Source organism: Actinomycetota bacterium (assembly GCA_014360645.1).
Classification (GTDB): domain Bacteria; phylum Actinomycetota; class Geothermincolia; order Geothermincolales; family RBG-13-55-18; genus Solincola_B.
Window position 1 is genome coordinate 124294 of sequence record JACIXD010000005.1, and the last position, 24809, is coordinate 149102.

Genomic DNA, 24809 nt, shown 5'->3' on the forward strand with positions numbered 1-24809 from the left:
GGAATGCAAGGATAGGGGTGTATGTGTCCACGATGTAGTGAACCAGCACAGTAGCTTGACAAGCGGGAGGGCGTGAAAGGATAATTTACGAGCGCGGCCTTCCGCGGGAGAGAACGTCGCGCAAGGGGAAAAGAGATGAAACGGATTTCCGGACAGTTGATGGGAGGTTTTCCCTGGTGGTGGCGGACCCGCCGTGGCGGTGTTTGCCCACCCCGCGTCTGGTAAGCTAGGGCAGGCATCAGAGGCCACGGAGACAAGGACTCCGTGGCCGATTTTCTTTCAGTAAAAGCGCGAGGACCGGAAAAGAGGATCAGGAGGAGAGGAGATGAGCGAGAAGACGAAGGTGGTAAAACTTTCCGAAGAGCATATCCCGGAGGCGTGGTACAACGTGCTGCCGGACCTCCCCAAACCCCTGGAGCCGCCGCTGCATCCGGCGACCCGGCAGCCGGTGGGACCCGATGACCTGGCGCCCCTCTTTCCCATGGGGCTCATCGAGCAGGAGGTGAGCGGGGAGCGCTACATAGAGATCCCCGCGGAGGTGCGCGAGATATACAAGATCTGGAGGCCCACATCCCTGGTGCGGGCGACCAGGTTGGAGAAGTACCTGCAGACCCCGGCGCGCATCTATTTCAAGAACGAGGGGGAGAGCCCGGCGGGGAGCCACAAGCCCAACACCGCCGTTGCCCAGGCCTACTACAACAAGAAGGAGGGCGTGCGCAAGCTCACCACGGAGACGGGAGCCGGACAGTGGGGGAGCGCCCTCTCCATGGGCTGCAATTACTTCGGCCTGGAGCTGCAGGTGTTCATGGTGCGCTCCAGCTTCCAGCAGAAGCCGTACCGGCGCGTGCTCATGGAGACCTGGGGAGCGAAGGTGCAGCCAAGCCCCAGCGAGATGACGGTGACAGGAAGGAAGATACTGGAAAGGGATCCCGACACCCCGGGAAGCCTCGGCATCGCCATCTCCGAGGCCATCGAGCTGGCGGTGCAGGGAGACGACGTGAAGTACAGCCTGGGGAGCGTGCTCAACCACGTGCTCCTTCACCAGACGGTGATCGGCCTGGAGGCCAAAAAGGCCTTCGAGGTCATCGACGACTACCCGGACATGGTCATCGGTTGCGTGGGAGGAGGTTCGAACTTCGGCGGCACCGCTCTTCCCTTCGTGAAGGAGAAGGTGGATGGCAGCGACATCCGCATCATCGCCGTGGAACCCACCTCCTGTCCCACCCTCACCGGGGGCCGCTTCGAATACGATTTCGGGGACATCGCGGAGATGACTCCCCTGCTGCTCATGTACACCTTGGGCCACGATTTCGTGCCCCCGGCCTCCCACGCCGGAGGACTCAGGTACCACGGCGACTCGCCCATCGTGAGCCTGCTGGTGAAGGAAGGCCTTGTGGAGGCGCGGGCCTACCACCAGGTGGAGGTGTTCGAGGCCGCGGTGACCTTCGCGCGCACCGAGGGGTTCGTCCCCGCCCCCGAGACCTCCCACGCCGTGAAGGCGGCCATCGACGAGGCGGTGAAGTGCCGGGAGAGCGGGGAGTCCAAGTGCATATTCTTCAACTTCTCCGGCCACGGCTACCTAGACCTATCCGCCTACGACGATTACCTGGCGGGCAAGCTGAGCGACGTATAGGCGAACGCCATAGACCACCGCGGCGTAAACAGGGGGCGGCGTCGCCGCCCCCTGCCCATATGAGGGATGTGTGGTCCATCCCGCTCCGCCAGGTCGCCTTCCTCCTGAGGGTCAATTCAAGAAAGGAGGAAAGCTGTGAGCAAACCTGGCGAACGGTCCTCAAGGGAAATGGCCGCACGGTTAAGGGAAGAGGCCATGCAGAGGGAGAAGGCCATCATGCAGAGGCTCATGGCAGAGGAAAGAGAGATCTTTTTGGAGGAAAACCCCGAGGACAAGGGCAACGAGTCTTACGAGGGATCGCGCCCTGGAGCCCGTGACCTCCGGGGCTCTCAAGCGCGCACTTTGATGTAGCCGTTTTCCCTGAACCAGTCGACCGCCTTCTCGACCGTCGTCCTGATCGGGGTCAGCGGCAGGCCCAGTTCGTTGACCGCCTTGGAGTTGTCGAAATGCTCGCCCATCTTCCCCAGGCGCACCTGGGACACGGAGACGAGGGGTTGCTTCCTGGCCATGCGCGCGTAGGCCTCGAAGAGGTAGCCCAGCGAAAGCGCGATCCCGTAGGGGAGCTTGAGCCTGGGCGGCCTGACCCCGGCGACCTCCGCGACCAGCCTGAAGAACTCCCCCACCATCAGGTTCTCGTTCCCCAGGATGTACCTCTCTCCGATCCTTCCCCGTTCAGCCGCCAGCAGGTGCCCGCGCGCCACGTCCTCGACGTCGATGACGTTTATCGCCCCGTCGATGTACCCCGGCATGTCCCGGTTGGCGATGTCGACGATGAGGGCGCCGGAAGGCGTGGGCTTGACGTCCCTCACCCCGATGACCAAGGTGGGGTTCACGATCACCAGGGGAAGGCCCCGGTCGCATATCTTCTTGGCCTCCAGCTCCGCCAGGTACTTGGAGATGGCGTAATGGTCCCCCGCCTCCCAGCCGTTGAACTCGGCCTCCTCGTTCACATAGTTGCCGGCCCCGTGGGAGCCTATGGTGTTGGAGGTGCTGGTGTAGACGACCTTCTCCAGCCCCTGGGCCAGGGCCTCCTCCAGGACGTTCTTCGTGCCCTCGACGTTTATCTTGTAGAAGAGGTCCTTGTTGGGAGACCAATGCGCGAAATAGGCGGCGGCGTGGTAGAGGGCATCGCAGCCCTTCAGCGCGGCCCGCATGGACTCCCTGTCGCGGGTGTCGCCGTACACCCTCTCCACGTCCAGGCCGTCGATGTTCCGCGTGTCGCTGTCCCTTCTAACCGTCACGCGCACATCCGCGCCCTGGTTCAGGAGTTCTCTCACCACCATGGAGCCGATAAAGCCGGTGGCGCCGGTGACCAGAGCCTTCATGCCACTTCCGTTCTCGCTTGCGGACATACCGGCACTCCCCATGCCGGCCGGATCTACCTTACCGCATGATGCGGGGTCTGTCATAGCTTCGCGGCGTAAGCATCCGCGGGGCCGGGACGGTGCCTCTCCATAGTCCCGGCGGCGGCAAGGGGCGCGGAAGGGCCGGCGAGTGAGAGCTCGGACGCGCTACGCGGCCTCGACCGTCACCGCGAGGCTGCCATCCTCTTCCCTGACGAAGCTCGACTTCCCTTCGCGGCCGGTGAGGATCTCGAACATGCCGTGCAGCAGGCCGACGACCATGAGATGCGGATAAGCGTTCTCCACCTTGGCCTCGAGCCGGCGCTCGCCGAGGTCGTAGCCGGCGAGCTCGCCCAAGCCTCTCACGGCAAGGAAGTCCCTGACGTCGGACTCGGATGCCAGCTCCTCCCTTTGCAGGATGCTCTTCGCGCAGTCCTTCTGGGCTTCCAGGATCATCGGTATGATCTCCTCGCCCAACTCGAGCTCGAACTCCCTGAAGATCGCCTCCAGGTTGCTGGTGCTGAGGAAGGTCATGCGCCTCCCGGTCCTGCTGTCCGTTATAACGCCCTCCTCGTGGTCGAAGACGACTTCTTTCATGAACAGGGGAGTCCCGCACCTCCCGCACCTGTCGAAGCGGATAGACCCGGGCTTGGGAGCGACGAACACCGGCTCCAGCCGCGAGGATAGGGCCGTATCAGCTTCCTCCCCCCTGCTGATGGTGCAGAGAAGGCTGTCTCCCGCTTCCTTGAAATCGACGCTGGCCGGCAGGCCTTCGACGGCGTTGAAGGCGGCCGCGAGGTCGCCGGCGAGGAGGGGGAGGCTGTACACGTTTCTGCACAGGACGGTGAAATACTCTCCACGCTTGATGTCCCGGACCTCGAAACGGCCGAGTCCGAAGGTAGCCCCCAGGGTAGCCACGCCGTTGTAGACCATGCGGGCCGCCACGGAGCGAGCCAGGACCCCCTTTATCCCGGACAGATATTCCTGCAGGATTCCGAGGGTGTCCTTGCGCCTCGCCTCCATGATGATGCGGAAGATGGACTTGCCGATCGAGGCCTCGATGTTCGCGAACAGGCCGTTCAGCCCCGCCACCTCGTAAAAAGCGCTCCGCTCCCGGGCGGTTTCGCCGTTTGCCTCGAAGGTGAGGATGGACCCGTTGTCCTGCCAGCGGTTTTCCTTGGCCACCTGCTTCGGCACCCCGCATTCCGGGCAGACTCTGACCTTCTTCATCTCGCATCTCCTCCATATTCGATGGTCGCTTTTCCGTCTCACCGCCGTCTTCAGCGCCGCGCGCCGAAAACCGGACGACTATGTACAGGCTTCGGAATATGAGGCGGTGGGGTTTAACCGCAAGGGCCGCAGCCCGATGAAAGCGGCCTCTCCGCGCTACCTGCAAGGAATACAAGCGGGGCGATGTCCCCTGGCGGGCTTTGCCCCCCTGGCCGTAAGGTTCGCGAGGCTCTCCCCCGGGAGGGCGGGGCTCAGTGCCGGTGTGAAGAGGGCGGGGGGTCGGATCTTTCCCGCAGGACCGACCTCAGCCTTTCCGCTATCGCTTCCGCCAGGACCGCCTTGTCCGCCCCCGCCTTCAGGCCCCGCGCCAGCGGCTCGAGGCTCGCCATGACCTCGTCGTTGGGGCCGGGCAGGGCGACGATCATGGCGCCGTTGTACTCGCCCACCGCTATCCTCACCCCGTCTTTCACGTGCCTGCCCGTCCCCACCTCGTAATGGCAGACGTAGGGGGCTGCGGCGTCCCGGTCCACTTCCATCACCGCTTCCACGGTCTGGTCCTTGTCCTCCGCGCCCACCCCTCCCGTGGTGACGATCAGGCCGTAACCGCCGATCTCGGCCGCTTCCCGTATCCTCGCGGCGATGGCCACCCTGTCGTCCTCGAGGATGCCTCCCTGCTCCACCCTGAATCCCTCATCGGCCAGATGTCTCATTATGGCGGGGGCGTTGGTGTCCTCGATCTCCCGCCTTTCCACCTCGGCGCCGGTGGAGAAGACGATCGCCCGCCTGGCGACGTTGCGGAGGATCTCGCCCGCCATCCTCTCTCCCCGCTCGAGCGCTTCGAGCGCCCGCTCCCTTTCCAGGCCTATCCACCCCAGCATCCCGCGCGAGGAGACGGCCGTCCTCTCCGTCACCCTGACGCCCGGCAGGCTTCCAAGGCCCTCGATGAGGTCCCTCTCCCGCCCCACCACGGCGCGGGCATCGACGCGGCCGCCGTGGAGATCCAGCACCAGCGTCCCGTCGCGGTAGTCGGCCACGAGCACCTCCCCGCGCTCGAGCCCCAGGACGTCCGCCGCGGTCTCCGCGATGGCCGTGAGGTTGGCATGGCTCAGGTGGATGTCGTCGATGCGCAGCTCGGTCTTCCTCAGCAGGACATAGTCGCCCATGGCCTCCGCCTCACTCCAGCCCCCTCTGCTTGAGCCATTTCGGCAGCAGCTCCTCCTCGACCCTCCTGCTCACCCCGGGGGCTTTCTCGACCAGCTCGTCGGCCAAGGAAGGGCTGAGGTTGAGGTGGCCGAAACTGCCGTCGAATATCAGCACCTTGTCGGTGTGCGCGGCCCGTTTCGCCTTGCGCATGGCGGTGGGGAAATCGCGCACCGCTCTTATCAGCCCGAGGTTGCCGAGGTCCTTGAACAGCGGGTTGGCCCGGTCCAGCTTGAGGTACTCCAGCTGGTCCCGGCCCACCACGTAGATGGGCTTGGAGAAGAGGTTCAGGAAGGGTATGCCTCCCCACTGCTGGTTGAAGACCACCACCTTGAGCGCGGGGTTTATGCCGTCGCTGAGCATACGGGTGGCCAGATCGGCCCGTTCCTCGAAGGGGACCTCGTCGATCATCATCAGCGCCGACGGCGAATCCAGGTCCATGATGCTGCGGCCGCGGCAGTTGGAGAACATGAGCACGCCGAAGGTCACGCCGCCCGCGTGCACGTAGTACCCCCACCTCCCTCCGTCGATCACCGCGATACACTCCTCGATGGACTCGAAGAGCTGTTGCATCTTTCCGTACCTCTCCAGGTGGCCCCTGGTGACCCGCCGGTCCAGGGCGAAGAGGTCGTTGTCGGCGTCGATGGCCAGGATCCCCGCGGGGGACATGCGCATGAAGCAGCTGAAGGCGTACCTCTCGCGGATGAAGGGGGACCTGTAGATGGCCACTGGCAAAAAATTGCAGCTGCGGTTCTTGTAGGAGAAATGGTAGGCGGAGCGCGATTCCAGGCGCGCGTAGGACATGATGAAGGCCTTGAAGCTCCTTCCCAGGAAGCGGTGGAAATACATCTCCCTGGGGTCGTCGTAGTAGGAATGGACGAACCAGTCCGCGTCGTAGGCCTTCTTGATGCCGTAGAGCGTGCCTATCTCGGTCTCGATGGCGACCCCTTCATCGTAGGGGCCGAACTCGAAGAGCCTGCCCTCGAAGAGCTCGTCGAGGCGGAAGGCGGCGACCACCTCCTCCGTCTCCCTGAAGCCCCGGTATGCCGCCACGCCGAGGCGGATGTCCTCGCAGCCGGTCCTCTCCCGGATGGCGTCCCTGATCGCTCCGAGCATCTCCCGGTAAGGCCAGCCGCCCAGGATGCTGAAACCGTGCTCGGAAGCGAGCAGGTGCACCCTGTCGCCCGGCCTGATCATCCCCATGTCGATGTCCTCGAGTGCCTTAAGGGTGCTGCCGCGCACGGCGGAACAGTCTTCCCCGTAGCAGTAGATGGCCTCCGACATCTCGGGAAAGAGCGAGGAGACCGCGAGGGAGACGAAGCCCGGGTGGGCGGCGGCGCGCCTGCGGGGCGGGGACTGGTAGACCGATTCCATCAAGGGCGCCGGCTCTATGGCGGGCGGGTACATCACCGTCATGCCCCCCTTTCGTCACATATCCCGCGAGCTTCCCTTATCATCCTCACGTCCTCGAGCAGGCGGTACTGGGGGAACTCGGCGTCGATCTCCCGCAACCTGTCCTCGGGGATGTCCAGCGGGCTCAGGGGATGGTGGTAGAGGTGGCTCCCGGCCCTTTCCTCCGGCCGCACGCCGCCGGCTTCCAGTATCTTGAATATGTTCACCAGGCAGTAGATGCCGCATCCCCTCCTGACGCCGGTCATGGCGCAGACGTCCTCCGGGGTCTTCGCCCCTTTCAGCACCGCCCCGGCCAGCTCCTGGGCGGTGACGAAGGTGCAGGCGCAGATGGCCTCCCCCGGGGCCAGCCCCACCTTGCGGCATATCTCCAGGATCCTGTCCCGGTCGAGGCCGGCCACCTCCACCGAGAGGGCGTTATCCCAGCGGCGAGGGAGCATGGCGATGGCGTTTTCGGGACAGGCATCCATGCAGCGCTGGCAGTCGATGCACCGCCTGGCGTCGACGGCCATCCTCTTTTCCTCCCGCGCCAGGGCGATGGCCCCGGCGGGGCAGATCTCCTCGCATTTCCGGCATGTCCTGCAGAGGGCATGGTCGACGTCGGCGACGAACTCCCGCACGATCATGGCGGCTCCTTTCGCAGCTCGGCCCTTTTGAGCCGCGCGGGCTTTTTCTTCCTGAAGCTGCCGGCCGCCTCGCCCAGGAGAACGAGGAGATAGTCCATGGCGGAGAGGTCGCCCGCGAAGGTCATCAACCCCCGGTTCATGAAATCCATGGCGTTGAGGCGCAGCTTCTTGCCCAGGGTGTCGGCGTCTCCCCAACCGTTCCAAGTGGCCGAGAAATCGGCCAAGCCCCCGGCTTCGCCGCCATAGGTGAGCCGGCCTCCCTCCAGCCGGAAAAAGCCCACCGCGGGGCCCTTGCCGGAACGCACGGCGAAGGAGAGGTCTCTCTCCGCTAGGCGCCGCCTGAAGTCCGGGTTCACGAGCGCCGCGGCCATAAAGGCCGCCTTGAGCAGCAGGTAGGTGCAGCGAAGGACCGTCTTGAAAAGCATCATCAGCTCCTCCGGCTCATTCTCGAGCGTCCGACTCCGCGGTCATGACCTCCATGCGCATGTCCAGAAGCGGGGCATCGACGATGGCCCGCCCGATATCCAGGATGTCCACGTCCATGGACTTCAACTCCTTCAGGTCCTCGATCCCGATGTTCCCCGCGAAAGCGATCTTCACCCTTTCCCGCAGGCCGCGGCCGGAGAGGGCCGCGGACACCCGGGCGATATCCTCCTTGCGCCCCGTGTCTATGAAGACGATGGACGCCCCACGGGAGGCGGCCTCGCATGCCTCCTCGGCGACGTCCCCGTGCCTCCCCTTGAGCTGTACCACCTTCTCGCACCCGTTCATCTCCGCCACGGCCTCCAGGCAACCCCGGATGCCCCCGAGCATCTCCACGTAGTTCTTGTCCAGGTAGACGAAGGGGCGGGGGGATATGCGGAAGGAGCCGCCGCCGGCCGCGACGGCCCCGCGGACGGCGTCCTTGATCTCTGGTGGCATCTTTTTCCAGGCTCCGCACACGATCCGCGGCTTCTTCCCCGCCCTCTCCACGAACTCGCGCGTGGCGGTGGCGATGCCCGAGGGCTTGGCCATCAGCCCGATCAGGACCTCCTCGGCCCGGGCCATCTGTTCCGGGGTCCCCCGCAGCCTGGCCAGGACCTCGCCCGCGCGCACCCGCGTGCCCTCCCCGGCGATGCTCTCCAGGATGATCCCCAGCCTCTCGGCCTCCTCGGCGGCGGCGCCGCTGCCCGCCAGGACCCCGTCTTCGTCGGAGATGATGCACGCGGTGAAGGTCTTGCGCGCGATGCCGCGGAAGATCGCGTACCTCACATCGACGGGGGGTTTGACATCCATCGCCGTCTTTCTGCCATGCCGGAAGACCAAGGGCCAGCCAGATAGAGTATATCCGATACGGGCGGCGCCGGCACCATCCCTTCCTGAACTAACGGACTAATCTTTTTCCTCGGGGACCTCCCGGAGGATCTGAGGATCATGACCTCGAGCTCACGCAGGAGATGGACGGCGACAAGGGCGAGGTCTCCCTGAAAAAGGGCAAGGCAAGTTACCGCGGCGAGGACGGCAAAAAGGTCGAGGTGGATCTGGAGGACGCCGTTGCGGATACCCAGAAGCTTGTGCGGGTCGGCGGGAAGTGGCACATCGACATGGAGAGCTTCGAGGACCAGGAGGATTTTCTGGCCGGCTACGTCAAGGGCGGTAGCCAAGGCGGGTGCGACAGGGACATCGGAAAGGGCATGAGGAGCCATGAGAGCGCGCAGATCGGCATAGCCTTCGACTATACCCGGAGGGATGGGCCGTCAACGAGTACTCCAAGGGTTTTGTGGAGGCCGTACCGTCCGGAGCCGAGAGCGGGGCAAAGGCGACCTTCTCCACCGAAACCTCTCCGTTGTGGCATATACCCTGGGTTACCGGATAGCCTCTCAGGTCCGGGAACTGGAAGACCAAAACTGGCCATAGGAGGTGACTTCGGCGATGCCGGCCGGGGTCCCGGCCGCCCAGATCGTCTTCTCATGTCTGGGCGAGCAGTACTACGGATACAAGGTCATGGATACCATCATGATTTTTGGAGATAACGCTTGTTCCATATCCTGCGTCGCCCGGGAGGAGGTCTTCGAAAAACATCTGGGCGCCACCCGGAAGATGATGAGCCTTTTCAAGCGGTTGAGCGGTTATCGAGCGGCCTTGCGCCGCCGGCGACGGGACATGGCCGCCTTTCCCCGGGCATCCTATATAATCTGGGCATGAGAAGGATTTGCGTTGTCTTCGCCGTCCTCCTGTTGGCCGCAACCCCGGCGCTCCTCGCGCCAGGCTGCGGGAGCGGGGGGGAGAAGGAAGGCGAGGAAGGAGCGGCGATGTTCGCCATCCAGGAGATCCTCGTCCCCAGGGAACGCGATTCCAGCTTCGTGGTGGCCTGGACCAGGAGGTCCACGGGCATCGGGGACGTCTCCATAGAACAGCTGGGTCTGCGCTTCTGGAAGTGGGAGGGCTCCGGGCTGGTGGAGATCACCCTCGAGGAGTACAAGGACCTCGGGGCGCGGCACAGGGACGGCAGCACTTCCTGGACCTACAGCCAGCACACCGTCACGGTCATGGAGCTGGACGAGAAAAAGGGCGAGGCGGTGGTGGAGATAAGCTCCCTCTACGGCCCGCTCACCGGCGCGGGCATACGTTACCTCCTGCGCAGGGAGGGCGGCTCCTGGAAGAAGGTCTCCGAGGAGACGGTATGGATCTCCATGCTCCGCGGCGGAGACCGGGTGACGGTCTTACCCGCGCATTCGCTGGCATAATATTCCATTCAGGCTGGCTAGTAATTGAGGGCGCGGAAGACCAGCAGACCCAAATTCTCGGAGACCTCGTCCGCGCTCCCATCGATGAAGCCGCTCTGGCGGCTGTAGGCGGTGAACCCCACGAGGGTCACCAGTATCTGGGCCGCGATGCGCGCGTCAAGCCCCGCGCACTTCCCCGCCTGCTGCATCTCCCTGATCTTGTCCTCGAGGATGCCGGTGAAGACATTGTGGAAATCGTTGAACACCTCGCCGAACATGGGGGTCTCCAGCGCGGCCTCTATATAGACGTTGTTGAGGTCGCCGTGGCGGTCGAAGACCTCGTTGATGCCCCGCAGGAGGATGCGGATGGCGTCATAGTCGTCGAAGGCGATGCGCTGCATGAGCACGCGCGATGACTCCCCCAGCCGCGCCAGCTCGCGGATGAAATCCTCGAGGATGGCCATGAGCACGTCGTCCTTGCTCTTGAAGTAGTCGTAGAAGGTGCCGTGTCCGCACCCCGCGCGTTCGATGATGTCCACCACCTTGGTGCGGTGGTAGCCCTTCTCCAAGAAGACGTCGTGGGCGGCGTCTACGATCCTGCTGCGGGTCATCTCGGACTTGCTCCGCTTGGCCATGTGCCTGAAACCTCCCGCGGACCCCGGGCGACGGGGCCGGTCATGCCCTCGATAGCATGTCGGTTCCTTATGGGAAATATATCACATGGGGGGCGCGCGATAAACGCGGCGGGGCTTGCGTCGTTGACAGAGCGGAATGCCGGTGCGAATATGAATCCGTACTAACGCTGCGTCTGTGTTCATTCAGGGGAGGGAAGATCGATGAGGCTGTTTCCGGACAAATACAAGCTCGCCCTGGCCAGGGACCTCACCTTGGCGAACTTCCACGACCGCATGGCGGAGCTGCGCGGGGAGAAGACGATCTGCAGGCTGCACGAGCCTTTGCGCTACCGGGACTTCAGCCTGGGGGAGTTGTCCTTCGCCGACGCGGCGCGTTTCGTGGACCGGGCCGCCTCCGCCCTGCGAGACCTGGGAGTAAAGCCCGGGGAAAGGGTGGGGGTGAACACCTCCAACAACGTCGACCTGCCCCTGCTGGTGTTCGCCATCGCCCGCGCCGGGGCCATAGCGGTGCCCATGAACTACATGCTCAAGGCCAGGGAGATGGATTACATCCTCGGAAACTGCGGCGCGGAGACCCTTATCCTGGACCGGGAGGTCTTCGAGGCCAATGTGGGGGACAAGGGGGCGCTGCACGGGATCGCGCGCTGGGTCGCCGCGGGACCGGCGGACGATTGTCCGGAGGGGTTCTTGTCGCTCGATGAGGCCATGTCCGCCGCCTCCGGGGGCGGGGCTTCGCGCCTGGACCCCGACCAGCCGGTGGCCATCTTCTACACCTCGGGCACCACGGGTTTCCCCAAAGGGGCGGTGATGACCTCGCGCAGCCTGCTCACCGCCCAGAAGATCGCCGCCGCCGTGCTTCCGGTGGGGCCCGGCTTCAAGGGCGTGTTCTGCCTTCCGGCGGCCCACGTCATGGGGTTCGGCTGTTACATCATAGGGTGCTGCGTGGGGCTGCAGGCCTACTTCATGCGCCATTTTTCGCCCCGCGAGGTGCTGGAGGCCATGGAGCGGGAGAAGGCCGACCTCTTCGTGGGCGTGCCCGCCATGTATGCCATGATGCTGGCGGAGGGCATCGATAAATACGACCTCTCCAGCCTGAAGATGCTGGGCAGCGCGGCGGATGCCATGCCTGAGGAATACGTCGAGGCCTTCCGCGACAAGGGAACCCTTTTCCGGCTCGGTCCCCTGCGCGCCCGGGCCTTCTTCGCCGAGGTTTACGGCATGGTGGAGCTAGCGGGGGTAGCCACCCTCAAGATCGCCATCATGGGCTTACGCTTCCCCCCGGGCTGCGTGGGGTGGCCAGTGTGGCCGGTACGCGTGCGCATCCTGGACGAGGAGGGCAGGGAGTTGCCCCCGGGCGAGGTGGGGGAGGTGGCGGTGTCCGGCCCCGGGGTTACCAGGGGATACTGGGGCAACCCCGAGGCGACGGCGGAGCTTATCCGCGACGGCTGGCTGCGTACCGGGGACATGGGAAAGAAGGACCGCCTGGGGCGCCTCTATTTCGTGGACCGCGCCAAGGACGTCATCAAGTGCGGCGGCTACTCCGTCTTCTCCGTGGAGGTGGAGAAAGAGGTCCTGGGGCATCCCTCGCTGGCCGACGCCGCGGTGGTGGGGGTGCCGCATCCCCTGAAAAAGCAGGTGCCCATCGCGGTGGTGACCCTGAAGCCGGGCGAGAGAGCGACGGAGGAGGAGATACTGGCGTGGTGCCGCGAGCACATCGCGGGATATAAGTGCCCCCGGGCGGTGCGCATCATCGCCCCGGAGGAGATGCCCTACGGCATGACCCTGAAGGTGCGCAAACTGGAGCTGCGCCGCCGTTTCGGAGACCTCTTCGCCGGCGCGGCAGGAAGCGAGGAGGGCGAGGAAAGGGAGCCGAAGACCGTGGCCTGAGGGTCTGACGCGGATAGCCCGGGCGTGCGCATTCCGGCGGAGCGGAGGAGGCGCGGGCCTGCGCTCCGCGCCCGTTTCGGGGACGCCCGCTCATTCCGTGAAACACTTTCGCACCGCGTGGCCCAGGCGGTCGCGCGTGATCTCCTCCACGCGCATGCCCCCGGGCAGCGCCCGGCGGAAGAGGCCGCCATACGAGCGTTTGAGGAAACGGGGGTCGAGCACCACGATCACCCCCCGGTCGGTGGAACGCCGGATCAGCCTGCCCACCCCCTGGCGGAAGAGGGTAACGGCCAGGGGCACGTAATAGGAGTTCCATCCCCCCATGCCGGCGCGGTCGTAGTGTTCCACCCGCCCCGCCACCACCGGCTCTTCGGGGTGGCGGAAGGGAAGTTTTACCATGATCACGGCGGAGAGGGACTCGCCCGGCACGTCGATCCCCTCCCAGAAGGCCTCCGTCGCCAGGAGCACGGAGTCGCGGTCATCGCGGAAGCGCTCCAGGAGCAGGGAATTGGGCGTGCTCCGGTCCTGGCGCAGGCAGCAAATGCCGCGCTTCTCCAGGCGGGGGCGGAGCTCCCGATGGAGTAGCTCCACCTGCTGGTGGGAGGTGAGGAGCACCAGCGCCTTGCCCCCGCTGGCCGCGGCCGCCTCCTCCACCACCTCGCCCACGCTCCGCATGTAGTCGCGGAAGGCATTTCCCCCCGCCGCGGGCTCCGGCAGGTCGCTGACGGCGAAAAGCCGCACCTGGCGCGAGTAGTCGAAGGGGGAGTCCAGGGCGAGGAGGCGCAGCTCCTTGCCGCCCTCCTCCACTAGCTCCAGGCCGGTGCGGCGCAGGAAGAAGGAAAACCCCTCCCTGGGGCCGGGTACGCGCAGGGAGGCGGAGGTGAGCACGCAAGCATCCAGTCCCCCGAAGAGCAGGGCAGCCAGATCGGAGCCCACGTCCACCGGCGCGCTGCGCAGTCGGAAAGGGGGATGCGAGCGCCGGGCGCGCGCCTGCGGTCGTTCCATCCACCGCAGGTGGCGGCGAAAGCCGTTCTCGTCGGGGTCGCACATGAAGACCTCCAGGGCCTCGGCGGCCTCGCCGAGGCCCTCCGCCAGCACCTCTCCCCGTCGCAGAGATCTCGCCCCCTCCTCGTCCTCCCTGCTCTCCAGGGAGGACGCCCCCGCCGCCAGCTCCGCCGCAAGCCGCGAGAGCCGGCGCAGTGTCGCGGAGAGGGACATCCCCCTCTCGCGGGCCTTTTCCCAGGCGGGGAGGCGTGCGGTGCCCTCGTCCAGGCGCCGCCTCTCCTCCCGCGCGGCGGGCAGGAAGGTGTCCAGCGCCCCGAGCAAGAGCTCCTCTACCTCCGCGCCTGCCCTCTCTGCCGCCTCCCGGGCCTCGGCTATCATCGCCCTCCCGCGCCTGTCCCAAGCCAGGCCTTCCCACCTGGAGAGCACCCCCCTGCTCCCAGCAAGGTCCTCCAGCAATCTGTCGGTGTCTTCCAGGGAAAAGGTGAGGCTGAAGGCCTCGGTGGCCACGTCCTCCAGGTGGTGCGCCTCGTCCACCACCAGGACGCGGATGTCGGGGAGCACCGGGTTCGCGGAGCCCGCCTGGGTGAGCAGGAGGGCGTGGTTGACCACCACCACCTCGCTGGCGGCCGCACGGGTTCGCGCTCGCTCCACCCAGCAGCGGGAGGCGAAGTCGCAGCGGGGGCGCAGGCAGTCCTCGGGAGTGGAGGTCAGTTCCCTGACCAGTTCCCCCAGGCGGTCGCGCAGCCCCAGGGAGATCTCCTCCAGGTCGCCCGCGGGGGTGCGGGTAAGCCAGGAAGCGAGGAACGCATAGGAGAGAGCGGGGACGAAGTCGCCGAATCGGAGCACCGCCTCGCCGCGCGAGAGATACGCGCACCACTCCGCCCACTTGCGCAGGCATAAGTAGTTCCCGCGCCCCTTGAGTAGGGCATAGTCCACCGCCCCCAGGGCGCGCGAGAGCAGCGGCAGGTCGCGGTGGAAGAGCTGCTCCTGGAGGCTGCGGGTATAGGTGGAGACCACCAGGGCGCCTCCTCCGCGCCGCGCGTGCAGGATGCCGGGGAGCAGGTAGGCGATGGATTTCCCCACCCCCGTGCCCGCCTCCACTACCAGGAAGGCGGAATCTTCCAGAGCGACCTCGACGGCGGCGGCCATCTCCGCTTGCTGGGGGCGGATCTCGTGGTCGTCCCTCAGCGCCGCCAGCGGCCCCGATGCGGAGAGAAGGGAGGCCGCGTCAAGGCCGGCGAGTGGGGTGTTTCCCGGGCGGGAGGAAGCGCGGGAGGAGGGGGATGCGCGGGCGCCGCGGCGGAGACCCCCGGGACCGGCGTCCTCCGCCTCCCTCCTGCCCGTGCAGTCCATGGCCTCGGTGAGGTCGGGGAAGCGTGCGCGGCCGGGCCTGCCCGGAAAGAAGCCGCGCCATGGAGAGGAGGCCTCCTGCAGGGCACCAAGCACGGCGGAGCGGACGCGGTGGGGCGTCTCCCCCCAGACCTCCCTCAGTCGGCGGAGGATGCGGAAGAGGAGGCGCGCGTCCTCCAGGGCCCTCCAGGAGAGACTTTCGCCCAGGAGGGAGGCGGAGAGGGATTTGAGGGAATGGTCCCGGAGGTAGGGGACGGCGAGCCAGGCCGGCTCCAGGACGTCCAAGATCTCCCCCGCGGGAAGGTATCCCAGTCGCGCCAGCAGCGGCTCCTCCATCTCCACGGCGCCGTGGGCGATGACGGGGTTGTCCCCCAGGAAGGCGCGCAACCGCTCCAGGGCGTCCGGAAGAGGGACGCCATGGAGATAGTCCTCCGCCGACCTGCCGTTCCTTTCCAGGAGACCCGCGGGCACCGGCGAGCCGGGGTCCACCAGCGCCTGGAAGCTGTCGCGCTCACGCCAGGAACGCACGCGCAGCGCCGCGAGCTCAAGGGGCAGGGCGCTCTCGGCGTCGGGGCCGGTGGTCACGACCTCCAGCACGCAGAAATCGCTCTCCCAATCCAAAGCCGCACCTCTCGTTCACGTGCCCGCCGCCCCGCCCGCCGCCACCGAAGAGCCTGCGGCAGGCCGCTCCCCGCCTTCCCGCTCCGCAGACGACCCGGGCTCCCCGCGCCATGTGTCCCGGCAGGAGGGATTCTAGCACCCGGGGATGACAGGGAGGACGGGTGCGGGCCCGCGGGCGCGGGCCGGCTTGTGCTCCTATCGACGTTTCATGATAATTAATATCAGAGTAAGCAGGTCCGCCAAGAGGAGGGATGCGCTGAGTTGGACGAAAAAGCGGCCCCCGGTCTTATGAAGATGAAGCAGCTCTCCCAGGCGGCGGGCCTTCCCGTCAGCACCATCAAGTTCTACATGTCCAAGGGCCTGCTCCCCGCGCCCAGGAAGGTGAAGCCGAACGTGGTCTTCTACGACCAGGAGTTCCTGCGCCGTCTTCTGGTGATCAAGACCATGCGTGCGGAGGGGCTGTCCGTCAGGAGCATGAAGAGCATCCTCGACCGCTATCCCTTCCGGGGAGTGGAGGACTGGAAGGAGTTCCGGAAGCGGGTGCGCAGCAAGGAAACCCACGAGCTGGAGGACGAGGAACGGCTGGCGGCCATGAGCGGGGAGGAGCGGCGCACGCAGGAGATCCTCGACGCCGCCTTCAGGGTCTTCTCTGTCCGCGGTTACCATAACGCCACCGTGGACGACATCGCGAAGGAAGCGGGGATCAGCAAGGGCACCTGTTACCAGTATTTTCAAGGCAAGGAGGACATCTTCGTCGCCACCATGGAGCGCACCCTCGAGACCCTGCTGGCGGAGGCGGAGGCGGCGGCGGGGGAATCCCAGGACGCCCTCACCAGGATGGGCCTCGAGGGGCTGACCTTCATCTCCAAGTACCGCGACCTGCAGTTCATGTTCATGGGGGTGATATCGGAGGCCCTGGGGGGCAACGAGAGGCTGAGGGAGAAGGCGCGGGAGGCCTTCGCCCGGGTGGCGGATTTCCTGGGGCGCGATATCGAGAAAGGCATCGCCGAGGGGACGTTCCGCCCCGTGGACCCCGCAGCCGTGGCCTATGCCCTCATGGGCATCGCCGAGGTGGTGGCCAATCTCTACGTGGTGGACGAGGAGTTCGACGTCCTCTCCTTCTTCATCAACCTCATGGACTTCCTGCAGCATGGCCTGTACGCGCACTGACGCGTTTCCTGGATGCCGCCAGGACATGGTAATATTCCCCACGCTTCTATTAAGCACGGCCTCTGCGCGCGGCGCCGCGCCCCCGAGCGGCATGGAGACCTCGCGGAGTTGCTGAAGCGCACGATCGATCAGCGACAATAAGAATTCCGGCCGACGACGATCAGAATTCCCGTTCGCACCTTTGCACCGGCGGATACTGTACAAACCACATTATCCGATAGTATAATAAGACCCATCAGTCATAATAGCTAACCGTATGAAGGGGGTCGCCATGCCGGACTACGACGCCATCGTGATAGGAGCGGGCTTGGGAGGGCTGACCACGGCTTCCCTGCTCGCGAAGAACGGCTTCCGCACCCTGGTGCTGGAGCAGTCCGACATCATCGGGGGCTGCTGCTCCACCTACGAGAGCCAGGGTTACCGCTTCGACGTGGGGGCCTCCATCGTGGAGATCCTGCACCCCATGGAGAGGTTCTTCGAGCTCATGGGCAGGCGCAGGGAGGACTACATCGAGCTCCTGCCCTGCGACCCCATCTACTCCTTCATCACCGAGGACGGCAGGAGGTTCTCCTATCCCACCGACATCGACGAGACCACCCGGGTGATCGAGTCCATCGCCCCCGAGGACGTGGAGGGCTGGAAGAGATTTGCCAGCCTGGGCTTCGAGATGATCGACCGCATGATGGATGCCATGATGCTATCGCCCATGAAGACCGTGGGGGAGGCCATGCGCATGGTGATCAAGAACCCCGAAGCCCTGCGGTTCCTGCCCCTGCTCATGCGCACCCACCAGGCGGTGACCCGCAAGTATTACCGCAACCCGGTGATCCAGTCCTCGGTGGCCTTCCAGTCCTATTTCGCGGGGGCGCCGCCGGAGATCGGTTCCGGCATCTTCGGCTTTATCGCCCTCACCGAGCACCTGGGCATCTACTATCCCCGGGGAGGCATGATCTCCATCCCCGAGGGCATCACCCGCGCCGGCGAGGAGCACGGCCTGGAGGTGCGCACGGGCTGCAAGGTGGAGAAGATCCTCCTGGACGGCCGCCGGGCGCGCGGTGTGCTGTTGGAGGACGGCAGCGAGATCACCTCGGACCTGGTGGTCTCCAACGTCAACGCCAAGGTGGCCTACCTGAAGATGGTGGGGCCGGAGAACCTGCCGCGCTGGGCGGTGAAGGCCATCTCCAGCTACCGTCATTCCATGCCCTGTCCCATGATCTACGTGGGCCTGGATACCAAGCCTGACCTGGAGGCGCACCACACAGTGGTCACCGGGTCCATAGAGGCCATGAACCGGGTATGGAACGACTATTACACCAAGGACCTCATTCCCAGCACCGCCATGAGCCTCATCTGCTGGCCCACGGAGGCGGACCCCTCCCTGGCACCGGAGGGACACCATATCCTCAACTTCCTCTGCAACGCGCCCGCTCCATACGCGCCCTTGGGCGACAACTGGGACCGCATCAAGGGCTGGTACCGGGAGGAGGCCTTGAAGAGCCTGGAGCGGGTGGTGCTCCCGGGTATCCGCGATCACATCACCTACATGGAGATATCCACGCCCCTCGATTTCGAGCGGCGACTGCTCTCGCCGCAGGGGTCCATCTACGGGCTTTTCTCGGACATGACCTCGCTGGCCCTCTTCCGGCCCCACGCCCGCTCGCGGGTCATCGAGGGGCTCTACCTGACCGGGAGCTCCACCCACCTGGGAGGCGGGGTGCCCACCACCATCGCCTCGGGCATCATCACCTCGGGGTACATACTCCAGGACCGGGGATGAGACGGGGCGCCTGAAGAGAGAAAGTGTTCAGCGCCGGTAGACACAGGAGGTATGCGGGATGAAGAACCTGAAGAAGGCCTTGATGGTGGCCGGCCTGCTGGGGATGGCGGCCGCTTATTTCGCCGCGGACGAAAGCACCCGGCGATACCTCGTGCACATCGGGAAGCAGGTGCCGTACCTGCCCTACAGGTATTTCATCTGATGTCCGGTACCGTGTTGCGAGCAGAAAGGGGCCGTGACCGCGAGGCCTCCGGGACGGGCAGGGTCCCACCCCGGCCCCTGAGGCGGGGGAGATCTTTCCGTCTGCCGGGTCGGCACCTCCCCTCTCCACGCATGCGCGCGGGGAGGGGAAGGATCGCGGCTTTCGGGGGATCGGTCGGGAGGATAGAGGGGTTCTTGCCGCCGGGAAGCCGCCGTGCGCCGGTACGGGTGGGAGCCGCGGGCGCGGCACTCGGATAAAGGAAAGGAGATAGCGATGGATTACGATGCCGTGGTAATCGGTGCGGGGCTGGGAGGACTTTCCTGCGCCTCGGTACTGGCGCGCAACGGCTTCAAGGTCCTGGTGCTGGAGAACACGGGGCAGGTAGGCGGTTGCTGTTCCTCCTTCGACCACCAGGGATATCGCTTTGACATCGGAGCGAGCATCGTGGAGTTGAAATGGGTCATCGACGACCTGTTCCATAAACTGGGAAGGAAGACCGAGGACTTCATCGACTTCATACCCATCGACCCCATCTACGGCTTCTTCACAGCCGACGGGAGGCGCTTCACCTACCCGGTGAGCGTGGAGGGCACGCGCGAGGTCATAGCCGGCTTCTCGCCCGAGGATGCCCGCTCCTGGGACCGCTTCGCTGAGGTGGGGTCCGAGGCCATCAACTTCGCCTTCGGAAAGGTGATGTCCGAGTCCATGGGCACCATGAAGGACATGTTGAGGGTGGCCGTAGCCAACCCCAAGCTGGCCAAGTACCTCAAGTACATGGTGCTCAACTTCGAGAGCGTGCTGTGCAAGTTCTTCAAGAACGACACCGTGCGGGCCTCAATGAGCCTGCAGTCCTATTTTGTGGGACTGCCTCCCGCCCTGTGCCCCGGTTATGTGGCCTTCCTGGCCTACTCCGAACACGAGGGCATCTTCTATCCACGCGGAGGCATGATCGGCATCCCCCAGGGCATCGCCGACGCCTTCCGGCAGTTCGGCGGCGAGATACGCTTCAACTCCCGCGTGGACCGGGTGCTCACCGACGGGCGGCGCGCCTGCGGGGTGGAGCTCGCCGACGGCACCCAGATCAGGTCGAACGTGGTGGTGTCCAACATCAACGCCAAGACCCTTTATCTGGAGCTGGTGGGCGAGGAGAAGCTGCCGGCATGGGCGAAGCGGGCCATAAAGAGCTACGAGGTCTCCATCCCCGCTCCCATGATCATGCTGGGGCTGGACGCCATGCCCGACCTCGACGCTCACCATTCCTTCTGTTATGCCACCCTGGACGAGATGAACCGCATCTGGTTCGAGGACTACGCAAACAAGCGCGTGCCCGACGGCGGGTTCATGCTCATCTCCTGGCCCTCCCATGCCGATCCCTCCCTGGCGCCCGAGGGGCACCACTGCCTGAACCTGGTGTCCTTCGCTCCCTACGAGCTCGCTGACGGGGATTGGGATCGCGACCGGGAGAGATACCTGGACACCATGCTCGGCCTGCTGGAGAAGAACTTCAACCTGCGGTTGCGCGACCACATCCAGGTGGCCAAGGTGAACACCCCTAAGGACTTCGAACGCATGCTCCTCCACCCCCGCGGCGCGGTATACGGCCTGCAGAGCGACATCACCTGCACCGCCGCCTTCCGCCCCTCCGCGCGCTCGCGGGTCTTGAAGGGGCTCTATCTCACCGGCGCCTCCACCCATCTGGGGGGCGGGGTGGCCCCCACCATAGGTTCCGGGATGGTGGCCGGGGACTTCGTCCTCAAGGATTTCGGCTGAGCGAAAAAGCGTATGGCTATATGGTGCATGCCCCCGGCACCGGCGGACGGCGAACCGGTCCGGGGGCAGCTCCCGTCTCCGGCATGGCCCGCAAGGTCTGCGGGCAGGCGCCCCCTTTGCTTCGACGAAAGGTCCACATCAAGGTCCACATCAGAGAGATGGACTTGCCCAGCTTCCATCGACGACTCACCTCGAGAGAACGGGTTCCTCCGGCCTCGGCCTCCCTGCCCTAGCTGCCAAGTCCCTAATTGTCCAGGTTCTAAAACATGGTGGACATCTCCAGTACCTGAGAGGAGGAGGGCATCGCCCGTCTCCTGGAAGATTATGGAGCTCGCCTGCGCCATCCGGAGATCCCAGCCCGCCTGGTCCAAGCAAAAGGTGGCCATTCGCTGTCTGCTATGGGCAGCATATAGCACGGGCAACGGCAGACCCTCAAAATCCAGCTTCCCTGCCACAACATAAATTAGAGGGGATTTTGAGCGCCCCGCCTCGAGAAGATTCAAATCTTGAGGCGACGGATCGTTTTCGTGTTGATGGATCGTAGGCCGGTCAAGCGGCTTAACCGCGAGCATCTTTTTCGATAGTATTGATGGCGTAGGCCGGGGGTGGACGTCAGCCAGGGGAAGCCGCTGGCGAGGTCATGGGGGCCGGGTTGATCGTCTCGCCCCGGGCGCGGGAAGGCGCGGCCGGGGCGGGGCGGATGGCCGTTGCGGAAACCCGGCAGCGCGTCATGGTGGGGCGGATGGCGGGGACGTGCGGGCAGGGCTACGTATAGGGGGACGCGCCTCCCCGGGTGGGGCGGGCGCGGGAGCAGTTCGGCCGTGAGGGGGCGCCCGTGGAAATCAGGCTCGATGTCGGCGGCCTGGTGGAGATAGTCGCCGTGGTGGGCTCGGCGTTGCTGGGCCTCATGGCGCTCGCCGGAGGATGGCGGGACCGGCGCGCGCGGCTCTTCGGACTGCTCTGCCTGAGCCTGGCGACCTGGAAGGCCTTCGAGTTCGCCGACCCCGCCCTCTCCACCGCTTTCTGGGTGGACGCCATGGGATGGAGCTCCGGAGCCCTCGCCATCGCCCTCTCCTTCCATTTCATCGTCTCCTATCTCTTCCATGACAGGGATGAGCCGCGTTTCCTGTGGGCCGCCGCCTACCCGCCCATGGCTCTTTTCATCGGCGCCGGGTTCGCCGGATGGCTCACCCGTTCCCGGACCTGGCAGGTCCTCTACGGGGCGTTCTTCACCGGGGTGATCGCCTGCGGGCTGGGGATGGTCCTGCGCTTTTTCATGCGGGAACGGAGGAAGGAACTGGCGTGGGCCTTCCTGGGCGCCCTGTCCCTCGCCCTGGGAGCATGGCTGCAACTGCTCCTCATCGTCCTCTCGAAACCCGACTTCCGAAGCCAGACCTACGGCATGCTGGCCTTCGAGCTGTTCTTCGGGTACGATATCGTTTTTGCCGGCTTCCTGCGGGAGCGGAAGGAACACCTGAAGGCCCTGGAGGAACTCGGCCTCAGGGAGCGGAGGCTCGAGGACGCCGAGGCCGCCTTCCGTCGCCTCACCGAGACCAGCTTCGACATCCTCCTCACCCTGGACCGCGGGGGCAATATCCTGGCCGTCTCCACCGAGAGAGAGGAGATAGAGGGTTTCAGGGTCAGGGAGCTGCTCGGCAGGGGTTACCAGCGCTTCCTCACCCCCGAGGACCAGGCGCGGGTGGCCGACGCGGTGGCCCGGGGCATGGCGGGGGAGAAGATACGCTATTTCGAGGTCTCGCTCAGGCGTCCGGACGGCAGGCCGCTCATCCTCCAGGTCACCGCCACGCGGCTGCGAGGCGAGGAGGGGGTGGCGCTGGTGATAGCGCGCGACGTCACCGGAGCCCGGAAGATGGAGCGGGAGCTGCAGGAGAGGAACCTCCTGTTGGAGGAGGCCAACCGCCGGCTGCGCGAGTTGGATACCCTGAAAACGGAGCTGGTGGGGGTGGTGGGGCACGAGCTGCGCTCCCCCCTCACCGTCATCTACAGCTACGCCGCCGCCCTCAAGGATCACTGGGAGAAGATGTCCGAGGAGCGCAAGCTGGAATGCATAGACCACGTGCTGCGGGAGTGCAACCGCCTCAACCGCATGGTGGAGAACGTGCTGGGCATGAGCCGCATCGACTCAGACCGCCTTTTCCTCCACCGCCAGAAAGGGGACCTGGTGGCGGTGCTGGGAGAGGTTACCAGGGAGATGGCCATGGCCCCCGGCGCGCACCCCATGGAGCTGGCGACTACCCTTCGCTCCCTGGAGATGGAGGCGGACTGGGACAAGGTCAAGCAGGTGGTGATCAACCTCCTCGACAACGCCTTCCGCTTCAGCCCCGGCGACGCCACGGTGACCGTCACCTGCGAGGTGCGGGACGGCGCAGCGGTGGTGAAGGTGAAGGACAGGGGGCCGGGGGTACCGCCGGAGAAACGCGACCGCCTCTTCGAGAAGTTCACCCAGAGCAAGGCGGAGGGCATGGAACGCGGCCTGGGCCTGGGCCTGTACATCGTGCGTACCTTCGTGGAGGCGCACGCCGGCGAGGTGTGGATCGAGGACGAGGACGGCTACGGCACGGTGATGGCCTTCTCGCTCCCCCTGGGAGGAGGGGAGGACTGACCCCCGGCCGCCCTTCCGCCCGGAACACGGGGCCGGCGGCCCGGTTTGCGGCCGGGGTATGGGGGGTAATATAGCGGGGAGAAGGAGGGGGATATGGGCTGCAGTCGTAGTCGGGGGCGTGCGGACGCCCCGCGCGCGGGAAGGAGGTAGCCATGCTGGGGAAGAGGAAGAGCGCCCTGGTGCTCTACCACAGCAAGACCGGGCATACGGCGGACGCCGCGGAGGCCGTGGCCCGCGGCCTGGAATCACGCAGGGTGAAGGCGACGGTCAAGCGCGTCAGCGAGGCGCGGCCCGAGGAGCTGGCGGACTACACGGTGATCGCGGTCGGCAGCCCCACCCGCGGAGCGAAACCGGCGCGGGTGGTGAAGAGGTTCCTCAAGAAGCTGGACGAGAAGGCGCTCAAGGGCAAGACCGCCACCGCCTTCTCCGCCTATGCCGGATTCCGCGGCAAGGCCACGGTGAGGCGGATCGGGCGCCTGCTGCGCAGGAGGAAGGCGAAGGTGCTGCGCGGCGTGGCGGTCAAGGCGGGGGCTCCTCTGAGCCTCTGGAAAGGGCCGGACATCAAGGAGGAAGACATCCGGCGCCTGGAGGATCTGGGCCGCAGGCTCGCGAAGAAGGCCTGAGGTTGCGGGCGGATCTGCGGGGCGCGGCCGGGCCGCCGCCTGGGGCGGCGTCGGCGTGTCGGCGGGGCGTCGGATAAGGGCGGGGCCGGGCTTCAGATACCGGGAACCTTCCACCTGCACCGTGAAAACATGCCCCGGCCTTTCTCGATCTCGATCTCGGTTCCCCGGCCGGCCCGTCGCATTCCGGCTCACATTCAGCTCATGGCCTCGGCGGCTCGCCGCCCGCCAGCTCGCGGAAGAGGGCGGCATCCTCGAGCGCGTATCCGTGGGCGTCGTTGTTGAAGTAGGCATAGACGTCGATGCCGCGCTCGAGGAGCGAACGCGCGAAGGACGCCCACCCCCGCAGCTCCTGACGCGAGTACCTGGAGCCGTAGAGCACCGTTCCTCCGTGGAAGCGCAGGAAGGCGAAGGGAGCGGTGACGCGCCGCGAGCGGGGGAAGGAGGGCGAGTCCGCGATACAGAGGGCGATGCCCCTCTCCTCCAGCACCCGGTAGGTCTCCTCGTGCAGCCATGAGGCCTCGCGGAACTCGAAGGCGTAGCGGTGCTCTGGGGGCAGCATGGCGGTGAAGCCGGCGAGGCGCGCGGCGTCCCTTTTCCAGCGCGGCGGGAGCTGGAAGAGTATGGGACCCAGCTTATCTCCCAGAGCGGAAGAGTTTTCCAGGAAGACGGCGAGGGCGTCCTCGGCCTCCCTGAGCTTCTTCATATGCGTGATGTAGCGGCTGGCCTTGACGGCGAAGAGGAAGCCGGGCGGAGCGACACGCGCCCAGGAGGAAAAGACCTCGCGCCCGGGAAGGCGGTAGAAGGAGTTGTTGATCTCCACGGTGTCGAAGCGTGAGGCGTAGAAGGGCAGCCATTCCCCGCCGCGCAGCCCTTCCGGGTAGAAAACGCCTTTCCAGTGTGGGTAGTGCCACCCCGAGGTCCCCACCCTGAGCTCGGCCACCGCTCACCTCCTGGAAAGACGAGACCGGCCCCGCGGGGCCCGAGCCCGACTGCATCCAC

Annotated in this window: 21 protein-coding genes; 11 read left to right on the top strand and 10 right to left on the bottom strand. The window is 65.7% G+C overall.

Annotation, left to right across the window (positions count from 1 at the left end; genetic code table 11):
* The first annotated feature begins 325 nt into the window (after positions 1–325).
* The gene (locus H5T74_05965) at positions 326–1633 is read left to right on the top strand and encodes a TrpB-like pyridoxal phosphate-dependent enzyme (protein MBC7229920.1); all 1308 of its coding nucleotides are present in this window, start codon (positions 326–328) and stop codon (positions 1631–1633) included.
* A gap of 195 nt (positions 1634–1828) precedes the next feature.
* A complete protein-coding gene (locus H5T74_05970; GenBank protein ID MBC7229921.1) occupies positions 1829–1984 on the top strand; it encodes a hypothetical protein in 156 nt (51 codons plus the stop codon).
* Here the strand turns inward: H5T74_05970 and H5T74_05975 are convergent.
* The 7 genes from H5T74_05975 to H5T74_06005 form a co-directional block, all read right to left on the bottom strand.
* Positions 1963–2958 carry an NAD-dependent epimerase/dehydratase family protein gene (locus H5T74_05975; protein ID MBC7229922.1) on the bottom strand — a complete coding sequence of 332 codons (996 nt, stop codon included), beginning with the start codon at positions 2956–2958 and terminating at the stop codon, positions 1963–1965. The genes H5T74_05970 and H5T74_05975 overlap by 22 nt on opposite strands.
* A 186-nt stretch (positions 2959–3144) precedes the next feature.
* Positions 3145–4206, bottom strand: a complete 1062-nt coding sequence (locus tag H5T74_05980) for a hypothetical protein (GenBank protein ID MBC7229923.1) — start codon at positions 4204–4206, stop codon at positions 3145–3147.
* A 251-nt stretch (positions 4207–4457) separates the two neighbouring features.
* Positions 4458–5369, bottom strand: coding sequence for a competence/damage-inducible protein A (locus H5T74_05985; protein MBC7229924.1), 912 nt, complete (start codon positions 5367–5369; stop codon positions 4458–4460).
* A gap of 10 nt (positions 5370–5379) precedes the next feature.
* Positions 5380–6822 carry a hypothetical protein gene (locus H5T74_05990; protein MBC7229925.1) on the bottom strand — a complete coding sequence of 481 codons (1443 nt, stop codon included), beginning with the start codon at positions 6820–6822 and terminating at the stop codon, positions 5380–5382.
* Entirely contained in the window at positions 6819–7442 is a 624-nt protein-coding gene (locus H5T74_05995; GenBank protein MBC7229926.1) for a 4Fe-4S binding protein, read from the bottom strand. The genes H5T74_05990 and H5T74_05995 overlap by 4 nt, the downstream gene beginning before the upstream one ends.
* The gene (locus H5T74_06000) at positions 7439–7870 is read right to left on the bottom strand and encodes a hypothetical protein (GenBank protein ID MBC7229927.1); all 432 of its coding nucleotides are present in this window, start codon (positions 7868–7870) and stop codon (positions 7439–7441) included. The genes H5T74_05995 and H5T74_06000 overlap by 4 nt, the downstream gene beginning before the upstream one ends.
* A 13-nt stretch (positions 7871–7883) precedes the next feature.
* The gene (locus H5T74_06005; protein ID MBC7229928.1) at positions 7884–8717 is read right to left on the bottom strand and encodes a nicotinate-nucleotide pyrophosphorylase; all 834 of its coding nucleotides are present in this window, start codon (positions 8715–8717) and stop codon (positions 7884–7886) included.
* 161 nt (positions 8718–8878) lie between these two features.
* Between H5T74_06005 and H5T74_06010 the strand changes: the two genes are divergently transcribed.
* Positions 8879–9454, top strand: a complete 576-nt coding sequence (locus H5T74_06010) for a hypothetical protein (protein ID MBC7229929.1) — start codon at positions 8879–8881, stop codon at positions 9452–9454.
* 279 nt (positions 9455–9733) lie between these two features.
* Positions 9734–10168 carry a hypothetical protein gene (locus H5T74_06015; GenBank protein ID MBC7229930.1) on the top strand — a complete coding sequence of 145 codons (435 nt, stop codon included), beginning with the start codon at positions 9734–9736 and terminating at the stop codon, positions 10166–10168.
* Between the two features lie 17 nt (positions 10169–10185).
* Here H5T74_06015 and H5T74_06020 read toward each other — a convergent pair whose 3' ends face one another.
* Complete coding sequence (locus tag H5T74_06020; GenBank protein MBC7229931.1) at positions 10186–10782, bottom strand: TetR/AcrR family transcriptional regulator; 597 nt, start codon at positions 10780–10782, stop codon at positions 10186–10188.
* A 201-nt stretch (positions 10783–10983) separates the two neighbouring features.
* Here H5T74_06020 and H5T74_06025 point away from each other — a divergent pair, with 201 nt between their 5' ends.
* Positions 10984–12669 (top strand): AMP-binding protein, encoded by a 1686-nt coding sequence (locus H5T74_06025; GenBank protein MBC7229932.1) that lies wholly within the window; start codon positions 10984–10986, stop codon positions 12667–12669.
* A gap of 90 nt (positions 12670–12759) precedes the next feature.
* On the opposite strand, the gene H5T74_06030 is transcribed toward H5T74_06025, so the two are convergent.
* Positions 12760–15645, bottom strand: coding sequence for a hypothetical protein (locus tag H5T74_06030; GenBank protein MBC7229933.1), 2886 nt, complete (start codon positions 15643–15645; stop codon positions 12760–12762).
* 261 nt (positions 15646–15906) lie between these two features.
* Here H5T74_06030 and H5T74_06035 point away from each other — a divergent pair, with 261 nt between their 5' ends.
* From H5T74_06035 to H5T74_06060, 6 genes are all read left to right on the top strand, one after another.
* A complete protein-coding gene (locus tag H5T74_06035; protein MBC7229934.1) occupies positions 15907–16815 on the top strand; it encodes a TetR family transcriptional regulator in 909 nt (302 codons plus the stop codon).
* A 271-nt stretch (positions 16816–17086) separates the two neighbouring features.
* On the top strand, positions 17087–18592 hold the full coding sequence (locus H5T74_06040; protein ID MBC7229935.1) for an NAD(P)/FAD-dependent oxidoreductase: 1506 nt from the start codon (positions 17087–17089) through the stop codon (positions 18590–18592).
* 58 nt (positions 18593–18650) lie between these two features.
* Positions 18651–18794: a hypothetical protein gene (locus tag H5T74_06045; protein ID MBC7229936.1), complete on the top strand. Its 144-nt coding sequence runs from the start codon at positions 18651–18653 to the stop codon at positions 18792–18794.
* Positions 18795–19067: 273 nt separating this feature from the next.
* Complete coding sequence (locus H5T74_06050; GenBank protein ID MBC7229937.1) at positions 19068–20564, top strand: NAD(P)/FAD-dependent oxidoreductase; 1497 nt, start codon at positions 19068–19070, stop codon at positions 20562–20564.
* Between the two features lie 835 nt (positions 20565–21399).
* Positions 21400–23187, top strand: a complete 1788-nt coding sequence (locus tag H5T74_06055) for a PAS domain S-box protein (protein MBC7229938.1) — start codon at positions 21400–21402, stop codon at positions 23185–23187.
* A gap of 152 nt (positions 23188–23339) precedes the next feature.
* The gene (locus H5T74_06060; GenBank protein ID MBC7229939.1) at positions 23340–23810 is read left to right on the top strand and encodes a flavodoxin domain-containing protein; all 471 of its coding nucleotides are present in this window, start codon (positions 23340–23342) and stop codon (positions 23808–23810) included.
* Between the two features lie 199 nt (positions 23811–24009).
* On the opposite strand, the gene H5T74_06065 is transcribed toward H5T74_06060, so the two are convergent.
* Positions 24010–24750, bottom strand: coding sequence for a DUF72 domain-containing protein (locus H5T74_06065; GenBank protein ID MBC7229940.1), 741 nt, complete (start codon positions 24748–24750; stop codon positions 24010–24012).
* Positions 24751–24809 lie beyond the last annotated feature (59 nt).

Coding starts and splice junctions, on each gene's coding strand:
- H5T74_05965 (MBC7229920.1), top strand. CDS start 326: ATGAGCGAGAAGACGAAGGTGGTAAAACTTTCCGAAGAGCATATCCCG.
- H5T74_06050 (MBC7229937.1), top strand. CDS start 19,068: ATGGATTACGATGCCGTGGTAATCGGTGCGGGGCTGGGAGGACTTTCC.
- H5T74_06005 (MBC7229928.1), bottom strand. CDS start 8,717: ATGGATGTCAAACCCCCCGTCGATGTGAGGTACGCGATCTTCCGCGGC.
- H5T74_05970 (MBC7229921.1), top strand. CDS start 1,829: ATGCAGAGGGAGAAGGCCATCATGCAGAGGCTCATGGCAGAGGAAAGA.
- H5T74_05980 (MBC7229923.1), bottom strand. CDS start 4,206: ATGAAGAAGGTCAGAGTCTGCCCGGAATGCGGGGTGCCGAAGCAGGTG.
- H5T74_05975 (MBC7229922.1), bottom strand. CDS start 2,958: ATGAAGGCTCTGGTCACCGGCGCCACCGGCTTTATCGGCTCCATGGTG.
- H5T74_06025 (MBC7229932.1), top strand. CDS start 10,984: ATGAGGCTGTTTCCGGACAAATACAAGCTCGCCCTGGCCAGGGACCTC.
- H5T74_06060 (MBC7229939.1), top strand. CDS start 23,340: ATGCTGGGGAAGAGGAAGAGCGCCCTGGTGCTCTACCACAGCAAGACC.
- H5T74_06045 (MBC7229936.1), top strand. CDS start 18,651: ATGAAGAACCTGAAGAAGGCCTTGATGGTGGCCGGCCTGCTGGGGATG.
- H5T74_06015 (MBC7229930.1), top strand. CDS start 9,734: ATGTTCGCCATCCAGGAGATCCTCGTCCCCAGGGAACGCGATTCCAGC.
- H5T74_06000 (MBC7229927.1), bottom strand. CDS start 7,870: ATGATGCTTTTCAAGACGGTCCTTCGCTGCACCTACCTGCTGCTCAAG.
- H5T74_05990 (MBC7229925.1), bottom strand. CDS start 6,822: ATGACGGTGATGTACCCGCCCGCCATAGAGCCGGCGCCCTTGATGGAA.
- H5T74_05985 (MBC7229924.1), bottom strand. CDS start 5,369: ATGGGCGACTATGTCCTGCTGAGGAAGACCGAGCTGCGCATCGACGAC.
- H5T74_06040 (MBC7229935.1), top strand. CDS start 17,087: ATGCCGGACTACGACGCCATCGTGATAGGAGCGGGCTTGGGAGGGCTG.
- H5T74_05995 (MBC7229926.1), bottom strand. CDS start 7,442: ATGATCGTGCGGGAGTTCGTCGCCGACGTCGACCATGCCCTCTGCAGG.
- H5T74_06020 (MBC7229931.1), bottom strand. CDS start 10,782: ATGGCCAAGCGGAGCAAGTCCGAGATGACCCGCAGCAGGATCGTAGAC.
- H5T74_06010 (MBC7229929.1), top strand. CDS start 8,879: ATGGACGGCGACAAGGGCGAGGTCTCCCTGAAAAAGGGCAAGGCAAGT.